The sequence below is a fragment of the Streptomyces sp. NPDC059455 genome, assembly GCF_042750115.1.
Classification (GTDB): Bacteria; Actinomycetota; Actinomycetes; order Streptomycetales; family Streptomycetaceae; genus Streptomyces; species Streptomyces endocoffeicus.
This window is the reverse complement of record NZ_JBHYVB010000136.1, coordinates 1-17,987: the sequence shown is the minus strand read 5'-3', so window position 1 is coordinate 17,987 and position 17,987 is coordinate 1. Positions and strand designations below refer to the sequence as shown.

The 17,987-nt window shown below is 69.0% G+C and carries 16 protein-coding genes and 2 pseudogenes; 4 read left to right on the top strand and 14 right to left on the bottom strand.

The window, feature by feature from the left end:
• Nucleotide 1: 1 nt before the first annotated feature.
• From ACFXB5_RS36230 to ACFXB5_RS36220, 3 genes are all read right to left on the bottom strand, one after another.
• Entirely contained in the window at nt 2-700 is a 699-nt protein-coding gene (locus ACFXB5_RS36230) for a response regulator (protein ID WP_385216277.1), read from the bottom strand.
• Nucleotides 697-1,821, bottom strand: coding sequence for a sensor histidine kinase (locus ACFXB5_RS36225; protein ID WP_385216274.1), 1,125 nt, complete (start codon nt 1,819-1,821; stop codon nt 697-699). Before ACFXB5_RS36225 ends, ACFXB5_RS36230 begins: the two co-directional genes overlap by 4 nt.
• A gap of 86 nt (nt 1,822-1,907) precedes the next feature.
• Nucleotides 1,908-2,456, bottom strand: a complete 549-nt coding sequence (locus tag ACFXB5_RS36220; RefSeq protein ID WP_086884030.1) for a hypothetical protein — start codon at nt 2,454-2,456, stop codon at nt 1,908-1,910.
• Between the two features lie 133 nt (nt 2,457-2,589).
• Between ACFXB5_RS36220 and ACFXB5_RS36215 the strand changes: the two are divergent.
• Nucleotides 2,590-2,760, top strand: a pseudogene (locus ACFXB5_RS36215) (IS110 family transposase); the annotation flags it as partial.
• 43 nt (nt 2,761-2,803) lie between these two features.
• Nucleotides 2,804-3,013 (top strand): hypothetical protein, encoded by a 210-nt coding sequence (locus ACFXB5_RS36210; RefSeq protein ID WP_385216271.1) that lies wholly within the window; start codon nt 2,804-2,806, stop codon nt 3,011-3,013.
• A gap of 39 nt (nt 3,014-3,052) precedes the next feature.
• On the opposite strand, the gene ACFXB5_RS36205 is transcribed toward ACFXB5_RS36210, so the two are convergent.
• The 7 genes from ACFXB5_RS36205 to ACFXB5_RS36175 all read right to left on the bottom strand — a co-directional run bounded on the left by ACFXB5_RS36205 (nt 3,053) and on the right by ACFXB5_RS36175 (nt 10,529).
• Entirely contained in the window at nt 3,053-3,292 is a 240-nt protein-coding gene (locus tag ACFXB5_RS36205; protein ID WP_385216268.1) for a hypothetical protein, read from the bottom strand.
• 124 nt (nt 3,293-3,416) lie between these two features.
• Entirely contained in the window at nt 3,417-3,929 is a 513-nt protein-coding gene (locus ACFXB5_RS36200; RefSeq protein WP_385216265.1) for an AAA family ATPase, read from the bottom strand.
• A gap of 686 nt (nt 3,930-4,615) precedes the next feature.
• Nucleotides 4,616-5,860, bottom strand: coding sequence for a TniQ family protein (locus ACFXB5_RS36195; protein ID WP_385216263.1), 1,245 nt, complete (start codon nt 5,858-5,860; stop codon nt 4,616-4,618).
• Nucleotides 5,857-6,903, bottom strand: a complete 1,047-nt coding sequence (locus ACFXB5_RS36190) for an ATP-binding protein (protein ID WP_385216260.1) — start codon at nt 6,901-6,903, stop codon at nt 5,857-5,859. Before ACFXB5_RS36190 ends, ACFXB5_RS36195 begins: the two co-directional genes overlap by 4 nt.
• The gene (locus ACFXB5_RS36185; protein WP_385216257.1) at nt 6,894-8,996 is read right to left on the bottom strand and encodes an integrase; all 2,103 of its coding nucleotides are present in this window, start codon (nt 8,994-8,996) and stop codon (nt 6,894-6,896) included. The genes ACFXB5_RS36190 and ACFXB5_RS36185 overlap by 10 nt, the downstream gene beginning before the upstream one ends.
• Nucleotides 8,993-9,730, bottom strand: coding sequence for a TnsA-like heteromeric transposase endonuclease subunit (locus ACFXB5_RS36180; protein WP_385216254.1), 738 nt, complete (start codon nt 9,728-9,730; stop codon nt 8,993-8,995). Before ACFXB5_RS36180 ends, ACFXB5_RS36185 begins: the two co-directional genes overlap by 4 nt.
• Before the next feature lie 178 nt (nt 9,731-9,908).
• Nucleotides 9,909-10,529: a class I SAM-dependent methyltransferase gene (locus ACFXB5_RS36175; RefSeq protein ID WP_385216251.1), complete on the bottom strand. Its 621-nt coding sequence runs from the start codon at nt 10,527-10,529 to the stop codon at nt 9,909-9,911.
• Between ACFXB5_RS36175 and ACFXB5_RS36170 the strand changes: the two genes are divergently transcribed.
• Nucleotides 10,522-11,001: a recombinase family protein gene (locus ACFXB5_RS36170; RefSeq protein ID WP_385216248.1), complete on the top strand. Its 480-nt coding sequence runs from the start codon at nt 10,522-10,524 to the stop codon at nt 10,999-11,001. The two genes, ACFXB5_RS36175 and ACFXB5_RS36170, sit on opposite strands and share 8 nt — an antisense overlap.
• 265 nt (nt 11,002-11,266) lie before the next feature.
• On the opposite strand, the gene ACFXB5_RS36165 is transcribed toward ACFXB5_RS36170, so the two are convergent.
• Nucleotides 11,267-11,728 carry a MarR family winged helix-turn-helix transcriptional regulator gene (locus ACFXB5_RS36165; RefSeq protein WP_385216245.1) on the bottom strand — a complete coding sequence of 154 codons (462 nt, stop codon included), beginning with the start codon at nt 11,726-11,728 and terminating at the stop codon, nt 11,267-11,269.
• 69 nt (nt 11,729-11,797) lie between these two features.
• Between ACFXB5_RS36165 and ACFXB5_RS36160 the strand changes: the two genes are divergently transcribed.
• On the top strand, nt 11,798-12,745 hold the full coding sequence (locus ACFXB5_RS36160) for an NAD-dependent epimerase/dehydratase family protein (RefSeq protein ID WP_385216242.1): 948 nt from the start codon (nt 11,798-11,800) through the stop codon (nt 12,743-12,745).
• Nucleotides 12,746-12,828: 83 nt separating this feature from the next.
• Here ACFXB5_RS36160 and ACFXB5_RS36155 read toward each other — a convergent pair whose 3' ends face one another.
• The 3 genes and pseudogenes from ACFXB5_RS36155 to ACFXB5_RS36145 form a co-directional block, all read right to left on the bottom strand.
• The gene (locus tag ACFXB5_RS36155) at nt 12,829-15,960 is read right to left on the bottom strand and encodes a Tn3 family transposase (RefSeq protein ID WP_385216240.1); all 3,132 of its coding nucleotides are present in this window, start codon (nt 15,958-15,960) and stop codon (nt 12,829-12,831) included.
• Nucleotides 15,961-16,397: 437 nt separating this feature from the next.
• Nucleotides 16,398-17,378, bottom strand: a complete 981-nt coding sequence (locus ACFXB5_RS36150) for a threonine/serine dehydratase (RefSeq protein ID WP_385216238.1) — start codon at nt 17,376-17,378, stop codon at nt 16,398-16,400.
• 55 nt (nt 17,379-17,433) lie between these two features.
• A pseudogene (locus ACFXB5_RS36145) lies at nt 17,434-17,895 on the bottom strand (transposase); the annotation flags it as partial.
• Between the last annotated feature and the right edge of the window lie 92 nt (nt 17,896-17,987).

Here is a 17,987-nt window from a genome sequence, read left to right as displayed (position 1 = left end):
GTCATGCCAGGCCGGCCGCGATGGCGCGGCGGACGGCGTCGGCGCGGTCCCGGATGCCGGCTTTGGCGAACAGGTTGTTGATGTGGGTCTTGACCGTGGCCTCGCTGATGAAGAGTTTCTCGGCGATGGCCCGGTTGGGCAGGCCCTGGCCGATAAGGGTGAGCACCTCGCGTTCGCGGCGGGTGAGGCCCGGGGGGAGCGGCTGCGCGTCGGCCGGCGGGCGCGCGCGGACGGTGGCCAGGAGACGGTTCTGCACCTCGTGGTCGAGTACGGACTGTCCCGCGGCGGCGGCCCGGATCGCACGGACGATGTCCTGGCGCCCCGCGTTCTTCGTCAGATAGCCGCGGGCGCCGGCGCTCAGGGCGGCCAGGATCGAGTCGTCGTCGGCGAAGGTGGTCAGCACGACCACGGCCGTTCCCGGGTGTTCCTCGCTCAGCCGGCGGGTGGCCTCGGTGCCGTCCATGACAGGCATGCGCAGGTCCATCAGGACGACGTCGACCGGTGTGGCGGCCACGGCGGCGAGCACCTCGGTACCGTCCGCGGCGGCGGCCACGACGTCGATGTCCTCGGTCATGTCGAGCACCGCGGCCAAGGGCTCGCGGACGGTGGCCTGGTCGTCGGCGACGATCACCTTCAGCGAGGGCTCGGTCAGCGGGTCCTGCGGGTTCCGTGGCTCCTGGGCCGGTTCGTTCGTCGTCATCCTCGGATCACTGCCTCCACCTGCCAGCCGCCCCGGTCCGGTCCCTCGGTGAGCGGACCCGCGGTGAGGGTGCCGCCCAGCAGGGCGACGCGTTCGCGCATTCCTATCAGTCCCATGCCACTGCCGACACTCGCGGTCGCCTCACCGGTCGCGGGCCCGTTGCGGACGGCAAGGCTGGTCGAGGCGGCGTCGAACGTCAGCTCCACCGCGATCTCGGCCCCGGGAGCGTGCCGGGCCGCGTTGGTCAGCGCCTCCTGCGCGATGCGCAGCACGTTCTGGGTGACCTGTGCCGACAGCTCTCGGACGGCCCCGGTGACGGTGAGCACCTCGCGGTGGCCGGACGACTCGATCATGGCGGTCAGGCTCTCGAGCAGCGGAAGGGAGTCCTCGCGCAGCGCGTGCACGGTCCACTGGGCCTGCTTCAGGCTCTCCCTGACAAGGCTCTGCGCCTTGTTGTGCGCCGCGCGGACCTTCTCCAGGTCGCCGGTGTCCATCAAGGCGTCCGCCAGCTCCAGGTGCATGTTGATCCCGGCCAGCGAGTGCGCCAGCACATCGTGGACGTCGCGGGCGATGCGGCCGCGTTCGGTGAGCACAGCCGTTCGCGCCTCGGCCCGCGCGGCCCGCTCGGCGGACTCGGCGGCCTGGAGCCTCGCCTCCACTGCCTGTTGCCTGCCGCGGCCCAGGATTCCGGCCACCACCGGGATGCCGGTGCTGAGGCCGAAGGTCCAGGTGAGCACCTGGTGATCGGGGCCGACGTAGAAATAGAAGACAGCGCCGCACAGCAGACTGGACAGGGCCGCGACCGCCAGGGCCGGCTTGAGGGCGAGGCGGTAGCCGGCGTGGCCGACGAGGAAGTAGGCGAAGAGGTAGCCGGAGCCGCTGCTGCTCACCTCCAGCAGGCCGGCGGACGCCACGACACCGGCGGTCAGCCAGACCAGCGCGGCCCGGTGTGGGAAGGCGGGCGGCAGGTGTCTGGCCAGCAGGGCGACTGAGTTGACCACCAGCAGGGCGACCACGGCCAGGCCGCGGCCGCTGACGCTCACCGGCCGGACGGTGATGACCGCGATGGCGATGACCAGCAGGGTGACGGCCCACTGGAGAGAGGCGTCGTGCCGGAGCACGACCCGAGGGCCGGGCTCCCGTTCGGAAGCCGGCCCGGGGGCTGGGGGATTGTCGGAAGCGGACACGGCGCGACGATAACCCGTACTCAGACCGTCCGGTCCGCGGCGACCGCCGCGACCCGTCCGTCCACGGCCGGCTGCCGCAGCTCCCGGGTGGCCATGCGGCCGCGGAGAAATATGGTGCCCAGCCGCGTGACCACCTCGGTGAGTGCCATCAGCACGAACGCGGCCACCCACGCGTCCCCCGTGGTGATCTGGTGCGCCAGGCTGAAGCGGGCCACGTCGTCGGCGCCGCCGTGGTCGACCCACAGCTGGAAGCCCATCCGCGCCCCCATGCCCAGCACCCACACGGTCGCGGAGACCGCGCCCGCCTTGATGAACAGATGCGCGCCGACCTTGCGTATACGGGTGTAGACGCCGCCCACGACGCCGAGGGCCGCGCCGACGGCGACGAGCGCGCCGATCAGCACCGGGTCGTTGCCGGCCGTGGGCACGGTGGTCAGGTAGCTGTGCGCGACGAAGGCCACGATCCCCAGGGGGATCACGTACGACTTGGCGTCGAGGCGGCCCTCCCGCAGCTGCCGGAAGACGACGAGGAGGAGGGCGATGTCGGTGATCCAGTCAGTCGTTGTCATGCCTCAAGCCTGCTGGCACGGGCCCATACGCGCCTGGACCCACGGGTGGAACTACGGGTGGAGTCCGGTCAGCCGGTGATCTCCCGGGCTCACGGGAGCAGCAGTCGTTCCAGCAGGACGACGAGAACGACAGATCGCCCCCTTTCGCCACCAGGTCGATCTGCTGATCACGATCCCCGGGATCAGCACCACGGTGGCCCACGTGATGATCGCGGAGATGGGCGCGGACATGAGCCGGTTCCCGAGCGCCGGGCACCTGGCCGCCTGGGCCGGGCTCGCCCCCGGCAACCGCGAGTCCGCCGGGAAACGCAAACGGGCACCGACCTGGCCGCAGGGCTGGACAGCCCATGACCCCGCACACGCTCGAACTCAGGCTTCGCCACCTGGGCTTCCCCACCCAGCAAGGACGCACGGCGGCCATCCGCCACCTCGTTCTCCAGGCCCCCGCAACCGTGATTGCCCGCATGCTCGGCTACCACGACGACACCACCGCCCAGCTCGCCACCGAGGCAGGAGGAACCTGGCGCCACTATGCCCCCGGCGAACACACACGGTGACACCGGCGCCTCAATGACCAAGGAATAGGCGCCAGTCGATTACGCGAGGTCGCCAGTTTCACACCCGTACCTGCTGCTGACCCAGAACCCGGCTCTCCAGTACAGCCACGCGGTTTTCCTGGCGACGAAGGTCCGCAGCACCGGCATCGGCCGGGCGCCGCGGTTCTCGTGGCGGGACGGGAAGCTGCTGGTCGAAGTGGCTCCCAGCGTCGTCGCCGAACTGGCCCGCCGGATCGAGCGGATCACCTCCACCATCGAGGACCGGCAGGTCCCGGCCATCGCTTCGGTCGACCACCTCAGCGCGGAGGCGCCGGCCGGGCCGTCCTCGCGGAGAACTGGCCTCTCGCGGCGAAGGTTGAGCGTTATCACCGAAGGTCGGTGACCGATTGGCGGGCCGTCCGGGTTAGGCGTCGGTGGACGAGGGCCATTTGTCTTCCGCCCATTCCGGCCAGCTCGGCCAGCCTGCCGGTGGGGTGGGAATCTCGCCGCCGTCGAGTTCGGCGGCGTCAGGCGCCTGGAACTGCTCCCGCCAAGTATCCAGGTCGGCCTCGCTCATCGGGAACGTCTGATGCGGTGTTGTTTCCTGGCGGTGCGCGATGCGGGCGAGCTGGACGTCCTTGTCCACGGGCAGGTAGATCACCTGGCATGATGCCCCGACTGACCGGGCCAGCCAGCGCAGTGCCGACCGTTCATCGCGGCTCCAGAGCCCGTAGTCGAGTACGACGCTGGTCCCCAGCCGCAGCGCCTGTAGGGCGACCGAGATGAGCCGCCCTTCGAGCACCCAGCGCTTGCCGTCGGCCATCGAGTCGCCGAACAGCGGGATCATCCAGTGATCTGGGGTCAGCCGCAGCGCCCGGTGGGTCGTGGCGAGCTCTTTGGCACGGGTGGTTTTCCCAGCCCCGGGGAGTCCGACCATCAGGAGCAGGGTGGCGGCACGCGGGTGCTGCGTAGTGCTGGGTCCGGCTGTATGCGGGTGCTGTGAATCGAAACGCTGCGATGGAGACATGACTTCCCTGATCAGGCGGGATGACCCGGCATCACAGGAATAGGGGTGACTGCCGGCAGGACACTGATCCGGCGGTATGTCCTGGCACTGCCCTGCGGGGGGCAGGCAATGGCCGCGGTTACAGCAACCGCGGTACCGCCGCTAAGCGGCGGTTGTAGCCATGGGAGCGCAGCAGCACATGCCTTGATCATAGCGGACAGCCGATCCTGTGGGGGCGGATATCTGTCCTGCGCTTGACCGTCAGCACTGGTACCAGCGCTGTCCTGTTCAGCGGGCATAGCGGGACTCTGTTCCTGGTCGGCTGGTGGTGCTGCCCGCCGCACGGGGAGGCCGCACGGTGGGCACGGCGGAGCCTCCAGCCGCGTTCGCCGCTGAAACTTCGCTGAGACGAACCGGTCACCATTGTTCAGCGAGAACGATCAACCTCTGCTGCGACAGGACAAGAACTACTGTCCCGTCTCAGTTGATCTTGCCGGTGGCCAAGGCTGCGACCTGCGGTGATGCAAGGACAGGTGAGACGCGGTCTTCGACCGAATCTCATTTGACGCTGCCGCTCAGCGCCATTTCCGCAGGGTTGTCTCAGTTGATGTTGCCGGTCAGCGGTCGGAGAGGGCTGACCGACGGCGGTGCTCGGCCTGCTTGCAGCGCCCCGAGCAGAAGCGAGCGTCAGAACGGCGCTCCAGCCCCGCCAACCAGGTGACCCCGCAGACTGGGCACTCTCTCGTCTGCATCCGGGAGGAGGCATCGCGGAGTGCGCGGTCGTTCTGCTGGCGTCTCCATTCGCGCGATCGGCATACGGTTGAGCAGAACCGCGTATTCGACTTGGGGGCCTTCAGCTTGGTGCCGCAGCTGGCGCAACGGCCTCGGTCGTCCGCGTCGGAGGCGAGGAGATCGTTGACTCGGCGGGTGAGCTGGTCCAGCGACTCCGGGTTGTGGGTGCGGGGCTCGTTCGGCATCGGGAACGGGTGGTTGGGCAGGGTGCGGTAGTAGCGCTCCTCCTCGATCCAGCGGACGAGCGGGTCCGCGACGCCGGCGCCCTCGTATCGGTAGCCGGGGGCGGCCCGTGTGCGGACTTCGCGGATGAAGCGGCCGAAGTCCTGATCGCTGCCGGTGAAGGGGAGGCTGCGGAGCTCGGGCGAGGCCAGGAGGCCAGCGAGGGCCACGATGTCGGGGTAGGCACTGGCGATGAGGCGGGGGTCCTCGCGGTAGGTGCCAGCCCCCGGCGGGATGAAGTGCCGCAGTCTGCGGTCACGCTGTTTGCGGAACCTGCGGCTGTCCCACCATCGCCAGCACCAGCCGTCGGCTTGCCGCATGGCGACCACGGTGGTCTGCCAGCCGTGTTCGTGGGCCAGTCGGTGGTGGTCGTGCTGGGCCTGAATGATCTCCGGCAGCGGTCGAACGTCGAACTGGTCGTGGTAGGTGTCGGTCCAGCGGCCGTGGCGGAGACAGATGCGGGTGGTGTTGCGGACCCAGTGCCGGGCCCGGGTGGCGATTCCCTTGGTGGCCAGGCAGAGCGTGCAGACGGCCTGGACCTGCCAGCCGCGGTCAAGCGGGTGGCAGGCCGGGGGAAGGTCCCGGGTCAGGTCCGAGGTCCTCAGGTCGGGCAGGGCTTTCAGGAGTCGGTCGCGGGGGTGCCCGGACAGGCCGCTGATGGCGTCGAGCAGTGTCAGCGGGTCGGGGTGGAGCCGGTGCCGGTCGTTGATCTGCTCGTGGAGTTCGAGGTGGGAGATGCGGTTCGCCGTCGCGAGTCGGCTGACGTAGGAGTCCCAGGTCTCGTGGTGGAGAGGAGCCAGGGTGCGGGGGAGCCGCCGCAGCCGGGGCGGCGGCAGATGGCTGATCACGCCGCGTCCCCGACCTCGCCGTCCTCGGCATCGGCCGTGCCGGAACTGGCGGACTGGGTGTTGTGATCGACCGGGATGGACTTGAGCAGCTGGCGGGTGACGCGTTCGCTGCCGTCGGCGATGGCGCTGATCGCGGCCGCGCGGACAAGGTGGGACAGGCTGCTGATGCTGCCGTCAGTGCGGGTATGGAGATACTTCGCCAGCCGGACCAGCGTGCCGGGCTCATGACGGTGAAGCCGTAGCGAGCCCTCCATAAGCTCGACCATCGAGCGCCATTCGGCCTGGTAGGGGAAGTTTCCGGTGTACTTCATCACGCAGCGGGCGGCAATCTGTTTGCCGCGGACGCCGGTGAACAGGCCCTCGCGCTGGACGTTGATGCCTGCGTAGACGAACGTGGCGGGAATGTGCTCTGCGAAGTACTTCAGGTGGTCGGACAGGTCCTTGCCGGTGGTCGTGGCCATGTTGATGTTGTGGATTTCGTCGACCAGGACCAGATCGCAGCGGGCTTCGGTGAGGATCTCGCAGACGGCGTCGGCGATGTCCATCTCGTTGTGCCGGGCCTTCATGGGCAGGCCCAGGAAGTGTGCGAAGCGGGTGGCGAGCTTGCGGGGAGAGCCGTTGGGCGGTGCGGAGACGTAGACGACCGGGATGCGGTCGTGGTCGGGGAAGCGCTGGCGTACTCGTAGTTCGTGGGCCCGGCCGAGCTGCTTGAGGGCGGTGGACTTGCCCGTCGCCCAGGGCCCGGAGACGATCAGACCACGGCGGGCGCTGATCTCCCGCCGGTTGACCAGGGTCAGCAGCCGACCCTGGTGGAGGACGTCGCGAACGGTCGGAGTCTCGACGATGATCAGCTCGGAGTGGTAGTTGACCCGGCCCTCGTCATACTCGTCCCTGGCTCTGGGATCGAGGTCTTTCCACTCGTCTTCGGGCACAAGGTCGAAGACGATCGGGTCTTCGTCGACGAACCGGCGCCAGCCCTCCAGCGTGGTCGTGGGCATCCGCCGGTCCTCGGGCAGCCCGAACTCGGGTGCGTTCACCACCATTTCCGTGCCTCCTTGCGTGCGTCGAAGACTTTCAGCGGGACGACCTCGGCGACCGTGTCGTCCTCCTCGTGCTCTGCGTCGTCCTCGGCCGGAGACGACGGCTCGGCCGGCGGAAGCGGCGGAGGTTCGGGCCGTGGCCATGCGGGATCGCTGGTGGCCTGGGTGCGGGCGGCGACCTTCGGGCCGCGACGGCGGCTGCGGTGGCCTCGTGCCGGTTTCGCCGGTGCCTCCTCCTCCGGGCCGCTGGCGGCCCGGTCGAGCAGATCGCTGACCGCCTCGGCGATGGCGTCCTCGGTGACCGGCTCGCCCTGTTCACGCAGGTCTCGGGCGGTGTGCCCCCAGGCCAGCTCGCCGAAGGGGGTGGCAGTGGTGGACAGCAGCCGCCAGGGGACCGTGATCCACTGTCCGGTGTGGTGGTTGCGGAGCCAGACGAGCCGGATGTCGTAGGGATCGTGGCGGACCTCCCAGCGGTTCTTCCGCTGGGCGATCCCGGACTTCTCCCGCCGCAGATCGTTGAGTCCGTCGCAGTTGTAGATCCGGTGGTTGATCTTGATGCCGTAGGAGTTGACGGCCTGCCAGCGGGTTGGCAGCAGTTCCAGGTAGTCCTCCGCGGTCAGCGCGAGCGGGAGGAAGCCGGCCGTCTCGACCAGCGCGGCGTACTTCTCGTTGGGGGAGAACGTCCGCCCCGGGGCGAGCGGATCACGTAGCGAGTCGTGGGCCCTGTTCTGCCACTTGGCGCTGATCCATTGTTCCAGCAGTTCCTGGAGCTGGTGCAGGGAGAACAGCGGCTCGTCCTCGACCTTGCGGCCGCGGTGTTCCGTCGACCGGCCGGTGTAGCCGGGGAGGAACTGGGCGAACAGTGAGGCTGCCGAGCCCAGTGTTCTTTCGATGTGGGGCTTGTGAGTTGGGGTCCGGGGAGGAGCATGGATCACCTCGGTGCCGAACGCGTTGCAGGCGGCATGGAAGTTCTTCGACAAGAAGGCCTTGCCGCCGTCGACCACGACCGTTTCCGGGATGATCAGCGGGACCGCGGCCGCATGCCGCAGCCGTTCGTCCACCGACAGCAGCCGCTCGTAGGGCAGCACCGAGTGTTCCATCCGCAGAGCCTCCGGCCAGCCCGGCCGCATCGGCGCCGGGGTCACCGACCGGGCCAGCAGCAAGGCGGCGTCCACCGACTTCGTGGTCGGCCGCAGCACCGCCGCGGTGATGGACCGCGTCGCGGCATCGACCATGCCGACCAGCTCGCACCGGTCCACGACCCCGTTCTCCAGCCGGACCAGCACGTCGAACGGAGTGGAGTCGATCTCCATCAGCTCGCCCGGACGGCAGACCGTGACCTGGTCGAAGACCCCGTCGGGCTGGTTGGCCAGAGAGCGACGGGTGCGGGCCGAGCCGGTCGTGTGGCGTCCGGCCTCCAGCCGGTTGAAGAGACGGTAGAAGGTCGCCCGCGAGGGCATCTCGACCGGCGGTCCCTTCAGCTTCTTCACCGCCTGGCCGACGCGTTCGAAGTAGTAGCTGACGGTGTGGGTCGAGCCGTCGGTGGCCTGGTCCATGAGTCGTCGCAGGATTTCGACGACCTCCGGGTCGACCTGGCCCAGGACCGGGCGGCGAGGGGCCTGGCGGCCGTCGACCATGCCCATCACTCCACGCTTTTGGTAGCGGCGCCGGCGCCAGCGAATGGTGTGCGGGCTGACCGGACGGCCGGTCTCGCGCGACAGCTCGACGGCCTTGGCCGCCTCACGCTCGGCCAGGTTCCGGGTCACCGGGTCGTACTCGGGCCGAGGCATGGCTCCCGCCGAGGCGTCCGGCGGCAGCCCGGTGAGTACTTCGCTCATGTGCCGGTGCCACCACAGAGCCCGGTCGGCTTCGCCGGGCGGCAGGCCGTCCAGCAGGCCGGGAGCAAGCCGGCGGGCCCCGACCGAGCCGATCACCTCGAACCCCGGGGAGGTCATCAGCGTCGGGAGATGCATCGCGCTGGACTGCCCGTGTTCGTCGGCCAGCCGCACCAGGACACCGGAGATGCCGACCACGGTGTGCACCTTGCCGTCGAACCTCACCCGGTCACCGGGCCTGACCACCAGCGGCCGTCTCACCGGGCCGTCACCGCCCGGCGGACCATGCTTCTCGGCCCCAACGGGCCCGATGTCAGGTCGACTTCCAGCACCCGGCGCCAGAGCAGGTGATAGAGGACCGGCAGCACCGCCAGGCGGTCACCGACCCGCCCGGCCCCGACCATCAGAGCCTCCGGCTCGGCGAAGACCTTCGTCAACTCCGAGGCGACAGGCTCCCGGTGGTTGCGCGGGTGCCGGTAGCCCGCCAGCCACTTGACGTTCGCCAGCAGCACCGGATCGATCGCCCCCACCCGGCGAAAGGCCCATCCGGCGAGCTCACAGGCCCGCGCTGTGGCTGCGAACGCCTCCGCGTCATCCGGCTCGATCCGGTCGTCCGGACGGACATCCACCACCAGGCCCCCGCCGTCCCCGAGCCGGGCAAAGAAGTCCGGGACGTGCCCGCGACCGCCTCGCCGGCCGGGCCAGAACAACCGGAACGGCTGGCCGACCAAGCCCGTGACCTGCGGATCGAAATCCATCAGCATCGCGTGGTGCCGTTCCAGGTGCGACTCGCAGGACAACTGCCCGGCAGTCGTAGCCGCCCAGTAGTCACGGGTCACGGACTTCTGCCCCTGGTAGGACTTGACCGTACGCACCGGCGACAGCCGCTCGAACCTCAGCGTCCAGCAGGCCGACAACGGCTCGCGACGGCGTACGCAGTCCTCATCGACATACGCAACCTCGAACGCCGTCTGCCTCAAGCCCTCGATGCCCACGCCTTGGCCCTTCCCCTTGAACCAGCACCCTCGTGCCGATCAGAGAAAGCCACAAAGGCGACGTCACCGCCAAGAGAAATCGCCCCAAACCGCCCCTGAGAGGGAACGTCACGCGAGACAACGTGATCCGAGAGACAAGGTCAGGTGAGACGGACACGGCGAGCGGCCGGGAAGGTCATCAGCAACGTCGTGCCCAGAACAGCGCGTGCCCGCCCTCACCTTCGGGCACGAATTCCTCCTGTTCGACCGTCAGCCCAGCTTGAGTGATCCATGTCCGGTTCGTGGCGGCGTCCGCATGGCTCCACCACATAGCCGCCCCGCCACCCAGCCAGTCCTCATCAACACCCGTCCAGGCCCGGTAACCGGTGGTGCCCAGGAACCAACCACCAGGTCGCAGCCATCCGGCGACCTTCCGCAGCAGCGGAAGCTGTTCGTCGAGCGGGATGTGGATCAGTGCGTAAAAGGAGACGACCGCATCGAAGGAGGCCGGCGCGAAGTCCACGGCCGTAGCGTCGGCGCGGATGAACTCGGCCTGCGGCACGAGCTCCCGGGCCCTGCGGATCTGCACATCACTGATGTCGACGCCGGTGACGTGGTGACCTTCGGCGGTCAACGCGCGAGCGACGGGAACCCCGCTTCCACACCCGAGATCCAGCACCGTGCCTCCGGCCGGGATACGACCAGACAGTTCGCCGATCCACGACTGGTACTTCGTCTCGGCTCCATATGCCTGGTCATAGCGAAGGGAGAGCGCGTCGTACCCCCGCCGGACCAGCTCTTTGGGATCCTCAATGTCCACGCCAGTGCACGTTAGCCGCCCACAACGAGAGGCCGCGAACGGTTTTCCTCAGCTTCCCAGCAGGGAAGCGATACGGCCGTCTCCGGGGTCGAGGAACATCCGAGCAGCCATTGGCGGTAGCGGGAGTTCCGGTTTCGAGCGAGAGCGGCTCGACACCACCACCCCCGGCGGTCGCCTGGTTTTCCACGTCTTCGCCGCTCTGGCCGAGTTCATCCGCGAGCTGATCGTGGCGGGCACCCGCGAGGGCCTGGCCGCTGCCAGAGCTCGCGGCAACGTCGGGGGCCGTCCCACCGTGGTCGACGAGAACATCCTGCGGATGGCCCGTGACATGCTGCCCAACCCAGAGAACAGCATCACGGCGATCGCTAAGATGCTCGGCGTCTCCCCCGGAACCCTTTACAACCACATCCCGGACCTGCGCGAACTGCGGACCGGGGGCCTCCCGAACCAGCTCGACGGTGCGGAGCGGTGATCCGCCCCTGAGTAGCAGCGGTACGACGGTTGGCGATCTGCCCGGCCTGCTCGCCGATCACTTCTGCGCGAGCTGCGCCTTGCCGCACCGCTGTCCGTGCACCGTGCCGCGCTGGGTCAAAGCTCCGCTCTCGGCTCTGAAGGGGTCGGACCTGCCGAACGCAAGGCGTACCGGGGGATCGGCATTTCCTGGGAGGGCCTTGCGGCGACACGCTGTAGGGGTGCGTGGCTGCCACTTCTTGACGAAGACTTGTCCGGGCGCGTGCTCAGGCGTGGCCGTTCTCGCTGAGCACGGTTCGCAGCGCTTGCCTAAGCCCGGCCGCTCCAGCGTCGCCTAGGGGCGCGGTGAAGTCCCGCTCGATCTCGGAGTACCGGCTCTCTGCCTGCTGGTATACCTCCCGGCCGTGGTCGGTGAGCGCGATGATGTTGCGCCGCCGGTCTTGTTCCGAGGGCCTGCGCGCGACGATTCCGCGGCGTTCGAGCGCGTCGAGGAGCGCGACCATCGAGGTGCGGTCGACGCCCAGCACGGTCGCGGCTTCCTGCTGGGATTGCGCCTCCCCACTTGCGATGACCCTGAGTACGCCGAGGTCGCGAACGGTCACCCCCACGGCGGCGAGAGCGGCCTGCGCCCGGTGCTCCAGCGCGAGGTGCGCGTGCTTGAGGAGGTAGCCGAGCACGTCATCACGCGCGCGGACCCGCCCCACTGCTTCAGAACCCGGCCTCGACATACTCGGATACTAGCAGTAGGCTGACCATCAGATCTACTGATGATTCGCTCAGCTGACGAAAGGAACGCGATGATTCTCGTCACTGGAGGGTCCGGGTTCATCGGCTCCCACACCGTGCACGCGCTGCACAGCCTCGGCGAGCCGAGCGTCGTGATGCAGCGCCGCAGCGGCCAGGTCCCCCCGCAACTCGCAGACCTGCCCGTCGTCGCCGAGCAGGCCGACGTCGCCGACCTGAGCGCACTGCGGGCGATCGGCGAGCGGCACGAGATCACCGGCATCGTGCACCTCGCGGGCTATCCCGCGCCGCGGGGCACGGTAGGGGGCATCGATGCCACCCAGGGCCTGCTCGACGGTCTCCTCAACATCGCCCGCGTCGCCGCGGAATGGGGCGTGCGCCGGGTGAGCCTCGCCAGCACGCTCGGGGTCTACTACGGCGGCAGCATCGCGCATAGCGGCCCGCTGACGGAGGACCTGCCGGTGCTCCTGACCACCCCGCACCCGATCCCGCGGTCGAAGAAGATCGCCGAGCTCCTGGGGGAGCAGCTCGCGGAGGCGACCGGCACCGAGATCGTCAGCCTCCGGATCTCCGGCACCTGGGGCCCCCTAGGCCACGAGGACCCGTTCTTCGCCGCACCCGCGCTCATCCACGCGGCAGCCAGCGGCAAGCCCCTGGACCTGTCCGCCCTGCTCATCGCGCCGCACCTCGGCGACGGGCTCGACCTGTGCTACGTCAAGGACACCGGCCGCGCGATAGCCCTGATCCAGCTCGCCGGGCATCTCCAGCACCGCACCTACAACATCGCCTCCGGGCGGGTGACCACGAACGCAGAGGTGATCGCAGCCATCCGCGAAGCCGTGCCCGAAGCCGCACTCGATCTCCCGGCCGGCGTCGGCGGACCAGGCGCCGCTCTTGACATCACCCGGCTCCGCCAGGACACCGGGTTCGAGCCGGAATACGACACCGTCCGCGCAGCCGCCGACTACATCGCCTGGCTCAGGGCGGGCAACGAACACTGACCCGCACCGGCGCCCTGCGGCTCGGCCTGACCGACGCCCCCAAGGACGCGCCCGGCGCCGACTGACCTTCGGTGACCTCCAGGTCACCTCGCCCGGTCGTGGACCTCCTGCGGATCGTCCTCCGGGGCGTTGGGGTCGCGCAGCGGACGCAGCCCCTCACCAGGCTCGGATGCTGAGAACGAGTAGCGTCCCAGGACGTTGAGATGGGCACTGACCAGGGGGGAAAGCCGGGCCACGTCCTCGTCCCCGACCTCCTCGCCCTGGGCCCGCAGCTGGTGGACCGCGGCGTCCAGGTAGCGCGAATTCCACAGCACCACCGCGTTCAGGACCAGGCCGAGCGCACCGAGCTGGTCCTCCTGGCCCTCGCGGTACGCCTGGTGGATCTGCCCGCGCCTGCCGTGGCACAGGGTCCGGGCCAGGGTGTGCCGCGACTCCTGCACCGTCAGCTGCCGGTTCATTGCGCGCCGGTAGGTGTCGTCGACCGGATCGACCACCGCCAGCAGGTGCATCGTCTTGGCGATGCGCCCGTACTCGGCGAACGCCGACCCCAGCGGCGTGGGGTGCCCGTCGCGGCCGAACATCCGCAGCAGGTCGTACGCGCGGACCTGTCCGGTCGCCAGCGAGCCCGCCACCCGCAGCATGTCCGGCCACCACGTGGTGATCTTGTCCAGTCGGACCCGGTTGCGGGCGATGGCCTCCAGCTGCCCGTAATCCGACGGTGCATCCCCGGGCATCTCGGCGCGCCAGAACCGCTGGTCGGCCAGGTCGCGGAAGCGCGGGGTGAAGCTGTAGCCCAGGATCTTGAAGACCCCGAAGACCATGTCGGAGTACGAGGCGTTGTCGGTCGCCACCATCTCCGGCTTGATACCGCTGTCCAGGTTCAGCAGCGTGTCCAGGATGAACAGGCTGTCGCGCGGGGTGCCCGGCACCACTATCTGCCCGATCCCCGACACCTGGTCATTGACGGCGTTGAGCCAGGTCAGACCCCGCTTGTAGCCGAAGTACTTCGGGGACGCGCCGGTGTTGATCGAGTTCACCGGGACCACGAACCGCAGCCCGTCCACCGAAGCGACCAGCCCGTGCCCCCACAGCGAGGCGATCGGCACCCGGGCCTGCGCGGCCACCAGCAGGGTGTTGGCGGCCGAGATGGTGTCCCCGCGCACGTAGTACTGGTTCACGTGCGCAAGCCGTCCGCGCTTGAGCGCGTCGTAGTTCGGGTTGATCACCGGGGTGAGCCCGATGTTGCACGCCTCGGCGACCAGCACTGCGACCACCGAGGTCGCCAGGTCCTGCATCCGGGTCGAGCCCTCGCCGAGGTGCGTGAAGGCGTCCAGGAACCCGGTCCAGGCGTTCACCTCGAACAGCAGGTCCGGCAGGTCGATGCGCGGCAGCATGGCCGCGGTCACCTTCCGCAGCTTCTTCAGCGACTCGGCTTCGCCCAGCGACCCGAGCTTCTCCACGCTCAGGCGGGCCCGGCCGTCCGGCGGTACCTCGATGGTGACCTTCGAGTCCTGGCCGGCCTCCACCAGGCGCGCGGCCATCTGCCGCCACGCCGCATCCAGCCCGGCCACCACCTGCGCCAAGTGCTCCCCGACCGGCTCGGCCAAGCTCAAGCCAGCGAGCACGTCCTCACGCACCGCCTCCCAGCCCCGACCCTCCAGCAACCGCGCGCGGGGATCGGACCAGCGGTGCGAAGGCGCCGCGAACACGTCGCGGTTGTTCAGTGCCTTGAACAGGTGCTCCAGCACGCAGACCACGTAGGCGTCGCGGTCCACCTCCCCCTGCCGCAGCTCGGGACTGGCCAGCACCGCCTTGCTCCAGAACTTCGTCACCAACTTCACGTCGATCTCGCGCGGCAGCAGCGGGCGCTCCTTGACCCGGCGCCGCGAGAGCGCCGGCAGCCTGCGCACCGCGTCCAGCACCCGCTGCCCGCCGGGAGCCGCCGACAGCGCCGGCGACTCGCCCAGCAACTGCAGAAACGGACGCACGGTGTTGTACCGGCCCACCAGCGCCTCGCGCATCGCCGCCTCGGCCGCACCGTCGTCCTCGGGCACCAGCGCCAGCACCGTGGCCACCGCCGCACTGACCTGCGACCGCGGCCCGACCTGCTCCAACGCCGCCCAGATCGCGGCCACGCCCAAATCGGCCCCCCGCTCGCCGACCCGCTCCAACTCCTCCACCAGGACCTTCGAGGACCTGGCAACCAACCGCGACGCCTTCTCCAACTGCGGCAGCATCGACAACCGCTCCCGGTCGGACTTGCGCCGCGCCGCGCTGATCAGCCGCTGCGACATCAGCAGCGAGAACAGGTCCAGGGCGTCGTCGATCGCCGCCGCCTCCAGATGACGGACCACCGCAGTCAGCATCGCGGTCTTCTTCGGGTCCTGGGCCCGGGCCAGGTTCGGCGCCTTGCTGCCCAGCCCGTACCGGGCCAGCGACGCCAGCCGGTTGGGCGGCACCCGGTCCAGCTTCACCCGCCGCAGCTTGAACGAGGCGATGTCGTTGACCCGGTTCAGGGCCTTGACCATCGCGGTACCCGTCGAGCGGTTCGGCGGCCGGCGCATCAGCTCCAGCCGCGAGAACCGCTCGCCCTCGGGCACCTCCAGCAGCGCCACCAGGTCGCGCGGCAACCGCGCGTCCGCCCGGTGCGCGGCCTTCGCCACCGTCGCGTGCAGCCGCCGCTCCGCCGTCTCGCGTACCGCCGCCACATCCCGCACCAGCCGCTGCACCCCCGGCAGCAGCACCCGGTGCCGCCGCAGCCAGGCCACCGCGTGGTTGAACAACGCCACCGGACCCTCGGCATGCACCCAGGCCCGCCCATGCAGGAAGCCGCGGAACTGCCGCGCCCATACCTGCTCGTCGTACAGGTGGTAACCGTAGGCGTCGCGGATCTCCCACGCGTGCTCGTACGGCGTCTTCTCCCGCTCTGTGTACCGCTTGATGACCGAGACGTCCTCGACCGCCAACTGCTCGGCCAAGTACTCGATCACCACCCACGGCACCTCAAGCGGGTCTTCCAGGAAGAGCCCGACATACCGCACCGTGCACATCTGCAGAGCGAACCCGAGACGGTTGTGAGCACCGCGCCGCCTACCAATCAGCTCGCGGTCCACATCGTCGAGGAAGAAGAAGCGATCCAACTCCGGGCGCGTGGGCTCCTGGGCGAACTTCCCGTACGCCTGGGCCTGGTCATCCGTCAAAAACTCCACTGGCACGGCGCGACCATAGCCATGACCTTGACACGGGCGATCCACTTCGACGGAAGATCGTTCGATTCAGCAGCAACTGTGCTAGCAGCCTAGTCGGCCCGGGGCGCTCAAGAAGCGGAGTCTCCGCTACCGCCAATGGCTGCTCGGATGTTCCTCGACCCCGGTCTCACTCGAAGTTACCGGCCCTGTACAAATCAGAGAACTTCATCTGAGACACCGACAACGTCCCGCGAGACGGGACAGCGGCCAGCGTCGCAGGCCGCGTACGGCGAGCCCCGCCGATAGCGTCACGGGTAGGCGTCACCGCGTGACGCCTACTGAACGCGAACGTTTTGCTCATCCGTCAGAAACTCGACCGGCACCTCGGACCTCCAGACAGTCAGTGATCAACACCTGCCGAAGGCTCCGCCCCCGCCGAACCCCAGGTCAAAGGGGAGTAATTGTCAAGACCTGTGGATGAGAGCCGCACCGACCCAGTGGTGATAGGCGTCTACGTCGACGTTGCTGCCGCACACGATGGTGACCACATGTCGGCCGGTGAAGCGGTCGCGGTCTTCGAGGATCGCCGCGATGCCGAGCGCGGCCGACGGTTCGACAACGAGGCCGGAGTGGTCGAGGAGCATCCGCATACCGGCGATGATCGACGCCTCCTGGACCAGGACGGCGTCGTCAGCGACCAGGAGGAGGTCGTCCAGGACGGCCGGGATGGGACGCCGGCCGGCGACGCCGTCAGCGATCGTGTTGGTCGAGTCGGTGGTGACGACGCGCCGCCCGCGCCACGAGTGTGTCATCGCCGGTGCGCCCAGGGGCTGGACGCAGATCACCTCGACCTCGGGCGCCAGGGCCTTCACCACATGACCCACACCGGTGGCCAGCGCACCGCCGCCGAGAGCAATCAGGACGGCGTCGAACGACGGCACGGTGTTGGCCAGTTCCAGGCCGATGGTTGCCGCGCCCTCGCAGGTCTCGATGTCCAGGCTGTCTTCGAGCAGCCGGATGCCGTCGCAGCGCGCGATGGCCGCCGCCCGCTCGCGAGCCATCTCGTGGTCGCCGTCCACCAGCTCCAACCTGGCGCCCAACGCGCGGATGCGGTCAAGCTTGGCCACAGTCGCAAAGCGGGACGCCACGACAGTCACCTCAAGCCCCCGGCCGCGACCGGACCACGCGAGGGCCTGGCCAAGATTGCCCGCGCTGGCGCACACCACGTCTCGCGAGCCATTCTCGGCGAGCAGACTCGCAACTACCTCGGTGCCGCGGGCCTTGAAGCTGCGCACCGGGTTCGCCGTTTCGAGCTTGATGCTCACCCTGCACCCGAGGCCGGGTTCCAGCGCCTCGCAGCGGTACAGCGGAGTGTCGAGGAAAACCGGGTCAATCACCCGGCGGGCCGCCCGGATCCGAGCAGTGTCGAGGCGCGTCTTCTGCACGACGCAGCAGCCTAGCGCGAGCACCAGTTCAAATCCTATGGATCAAGGAGGCAGTTCAGGCTGCCTGAGCTTCGGGGCGCTCGACGAGGTGTCCGTGTTCGAATCGGGCTCCGGCGCGGACGAGAGCGACGAGGTGGGGTGCGTTCACGGCCCGCCACCGCTGTTGGGCGGACTCCACGAGCTTGAAGACCATGGCGAGCGCAGCGGCCGCACTGCCGGCACCCCGGGTGACCTTCGTGCGGAGCCGGACCGTGGCGAAGGTGGACTCGATGGGATTCGTGGTGCGCAGGTGGATCCAGTGCTCAGCGGGAAAGTCCTAGAACGCGAGCAGCTCGTCCGTGTCATCGCTGATCTTCTTGACGGCCTTGGGGAACTTCGCCCCGTACGTCTTGGCGAACTCGGCAACGGCCTGGAGGGCGTGGTCGCGGTCTTCGGCGTTGTAGATCTCCTGGATCGCACGTTTGGCCGCGGGCTGGGCCGACTTCGGCAGAGCGTTCGCGACGTTGGCGGTCTTGTGAAGCCGTAAAGAATCAAGGTGCTGCTTTACAGGTGTGGGCTCGTTGTCAGGGTATGGCGGTTCCGGAGGAGATCTGTTCCCAACTCCAGTGC

Excerpts from the sequence above, each read along its gene's own strand:
- ACFXB5_RS36205 (WP_385216268.1), bottom strand. The coding sequence starts at position 3,292 with ATGGCCGGGACCTGCCGGTCCTCGATGGTGGAGGTGATCCGCTCGATC.
- ACFXB5_RS36220 (WP_086884030.1), bottom strand. The coding sequence starts at position 2,456 with ATGACAACGACTGACTGGATCACCGACATCGCCCTCCTCCTCGTCGTC.
- ACFXB5_RS36190 (WP_385216260.1), bottom strand. The coding sequence starts at position 6,903 with ATGGTGGTGAACGCACCCGAGTTCGGGCTGCCCGAGGACCGGCGGATG.
- ACFXB5_RS36165 (WP_385216245.1), bottom strand. The coding sequence starts at position 11,728 with ATGTCGAGGCCGGGTTCTGAAGCAGTGGGGCGGGTCCGCGCGCGTGAT.
- ACFXB5_RS36200 (WP_385216265.1), bottom strand. The coding sequence starts at position 3,929 with ATGGTCGGACTCCCCGGGGCTGGGAAAACCACCCGTGCCAAAGAGCTC.
- ACFXB5_RS36170 (WP_385216248.1), top strand. The coding sequence starts at position 10,522 with ATGTCCACGCCAGTGCACGTTAGCCGCCCACAACGAGAGGCCGCGAAC.
- ACFXB5_RS36210 (WP_385216271.1), top strand. The coding sequence starts at position 2,804 with ATGACCCCGCACACGCTCGAACTCAGGCTTCGCCACCTGGGCTTCCCC.
- ACFXB5_RS36230 (WP_385216277.1), bottom strand. The coding sequence starts at position 700 with ATGACGACGAACGAACCGGCCCAGGAGCCACGGAACCCGCAGGACCCG.
- ACFXB5_RS36160 (WP_385216242.1), top strand. The coding sequence starts at position 11,798 with ATGATTCTCGTCACTGGAGGGTCCGGGTTCATCGGCTCCCACACCGTG.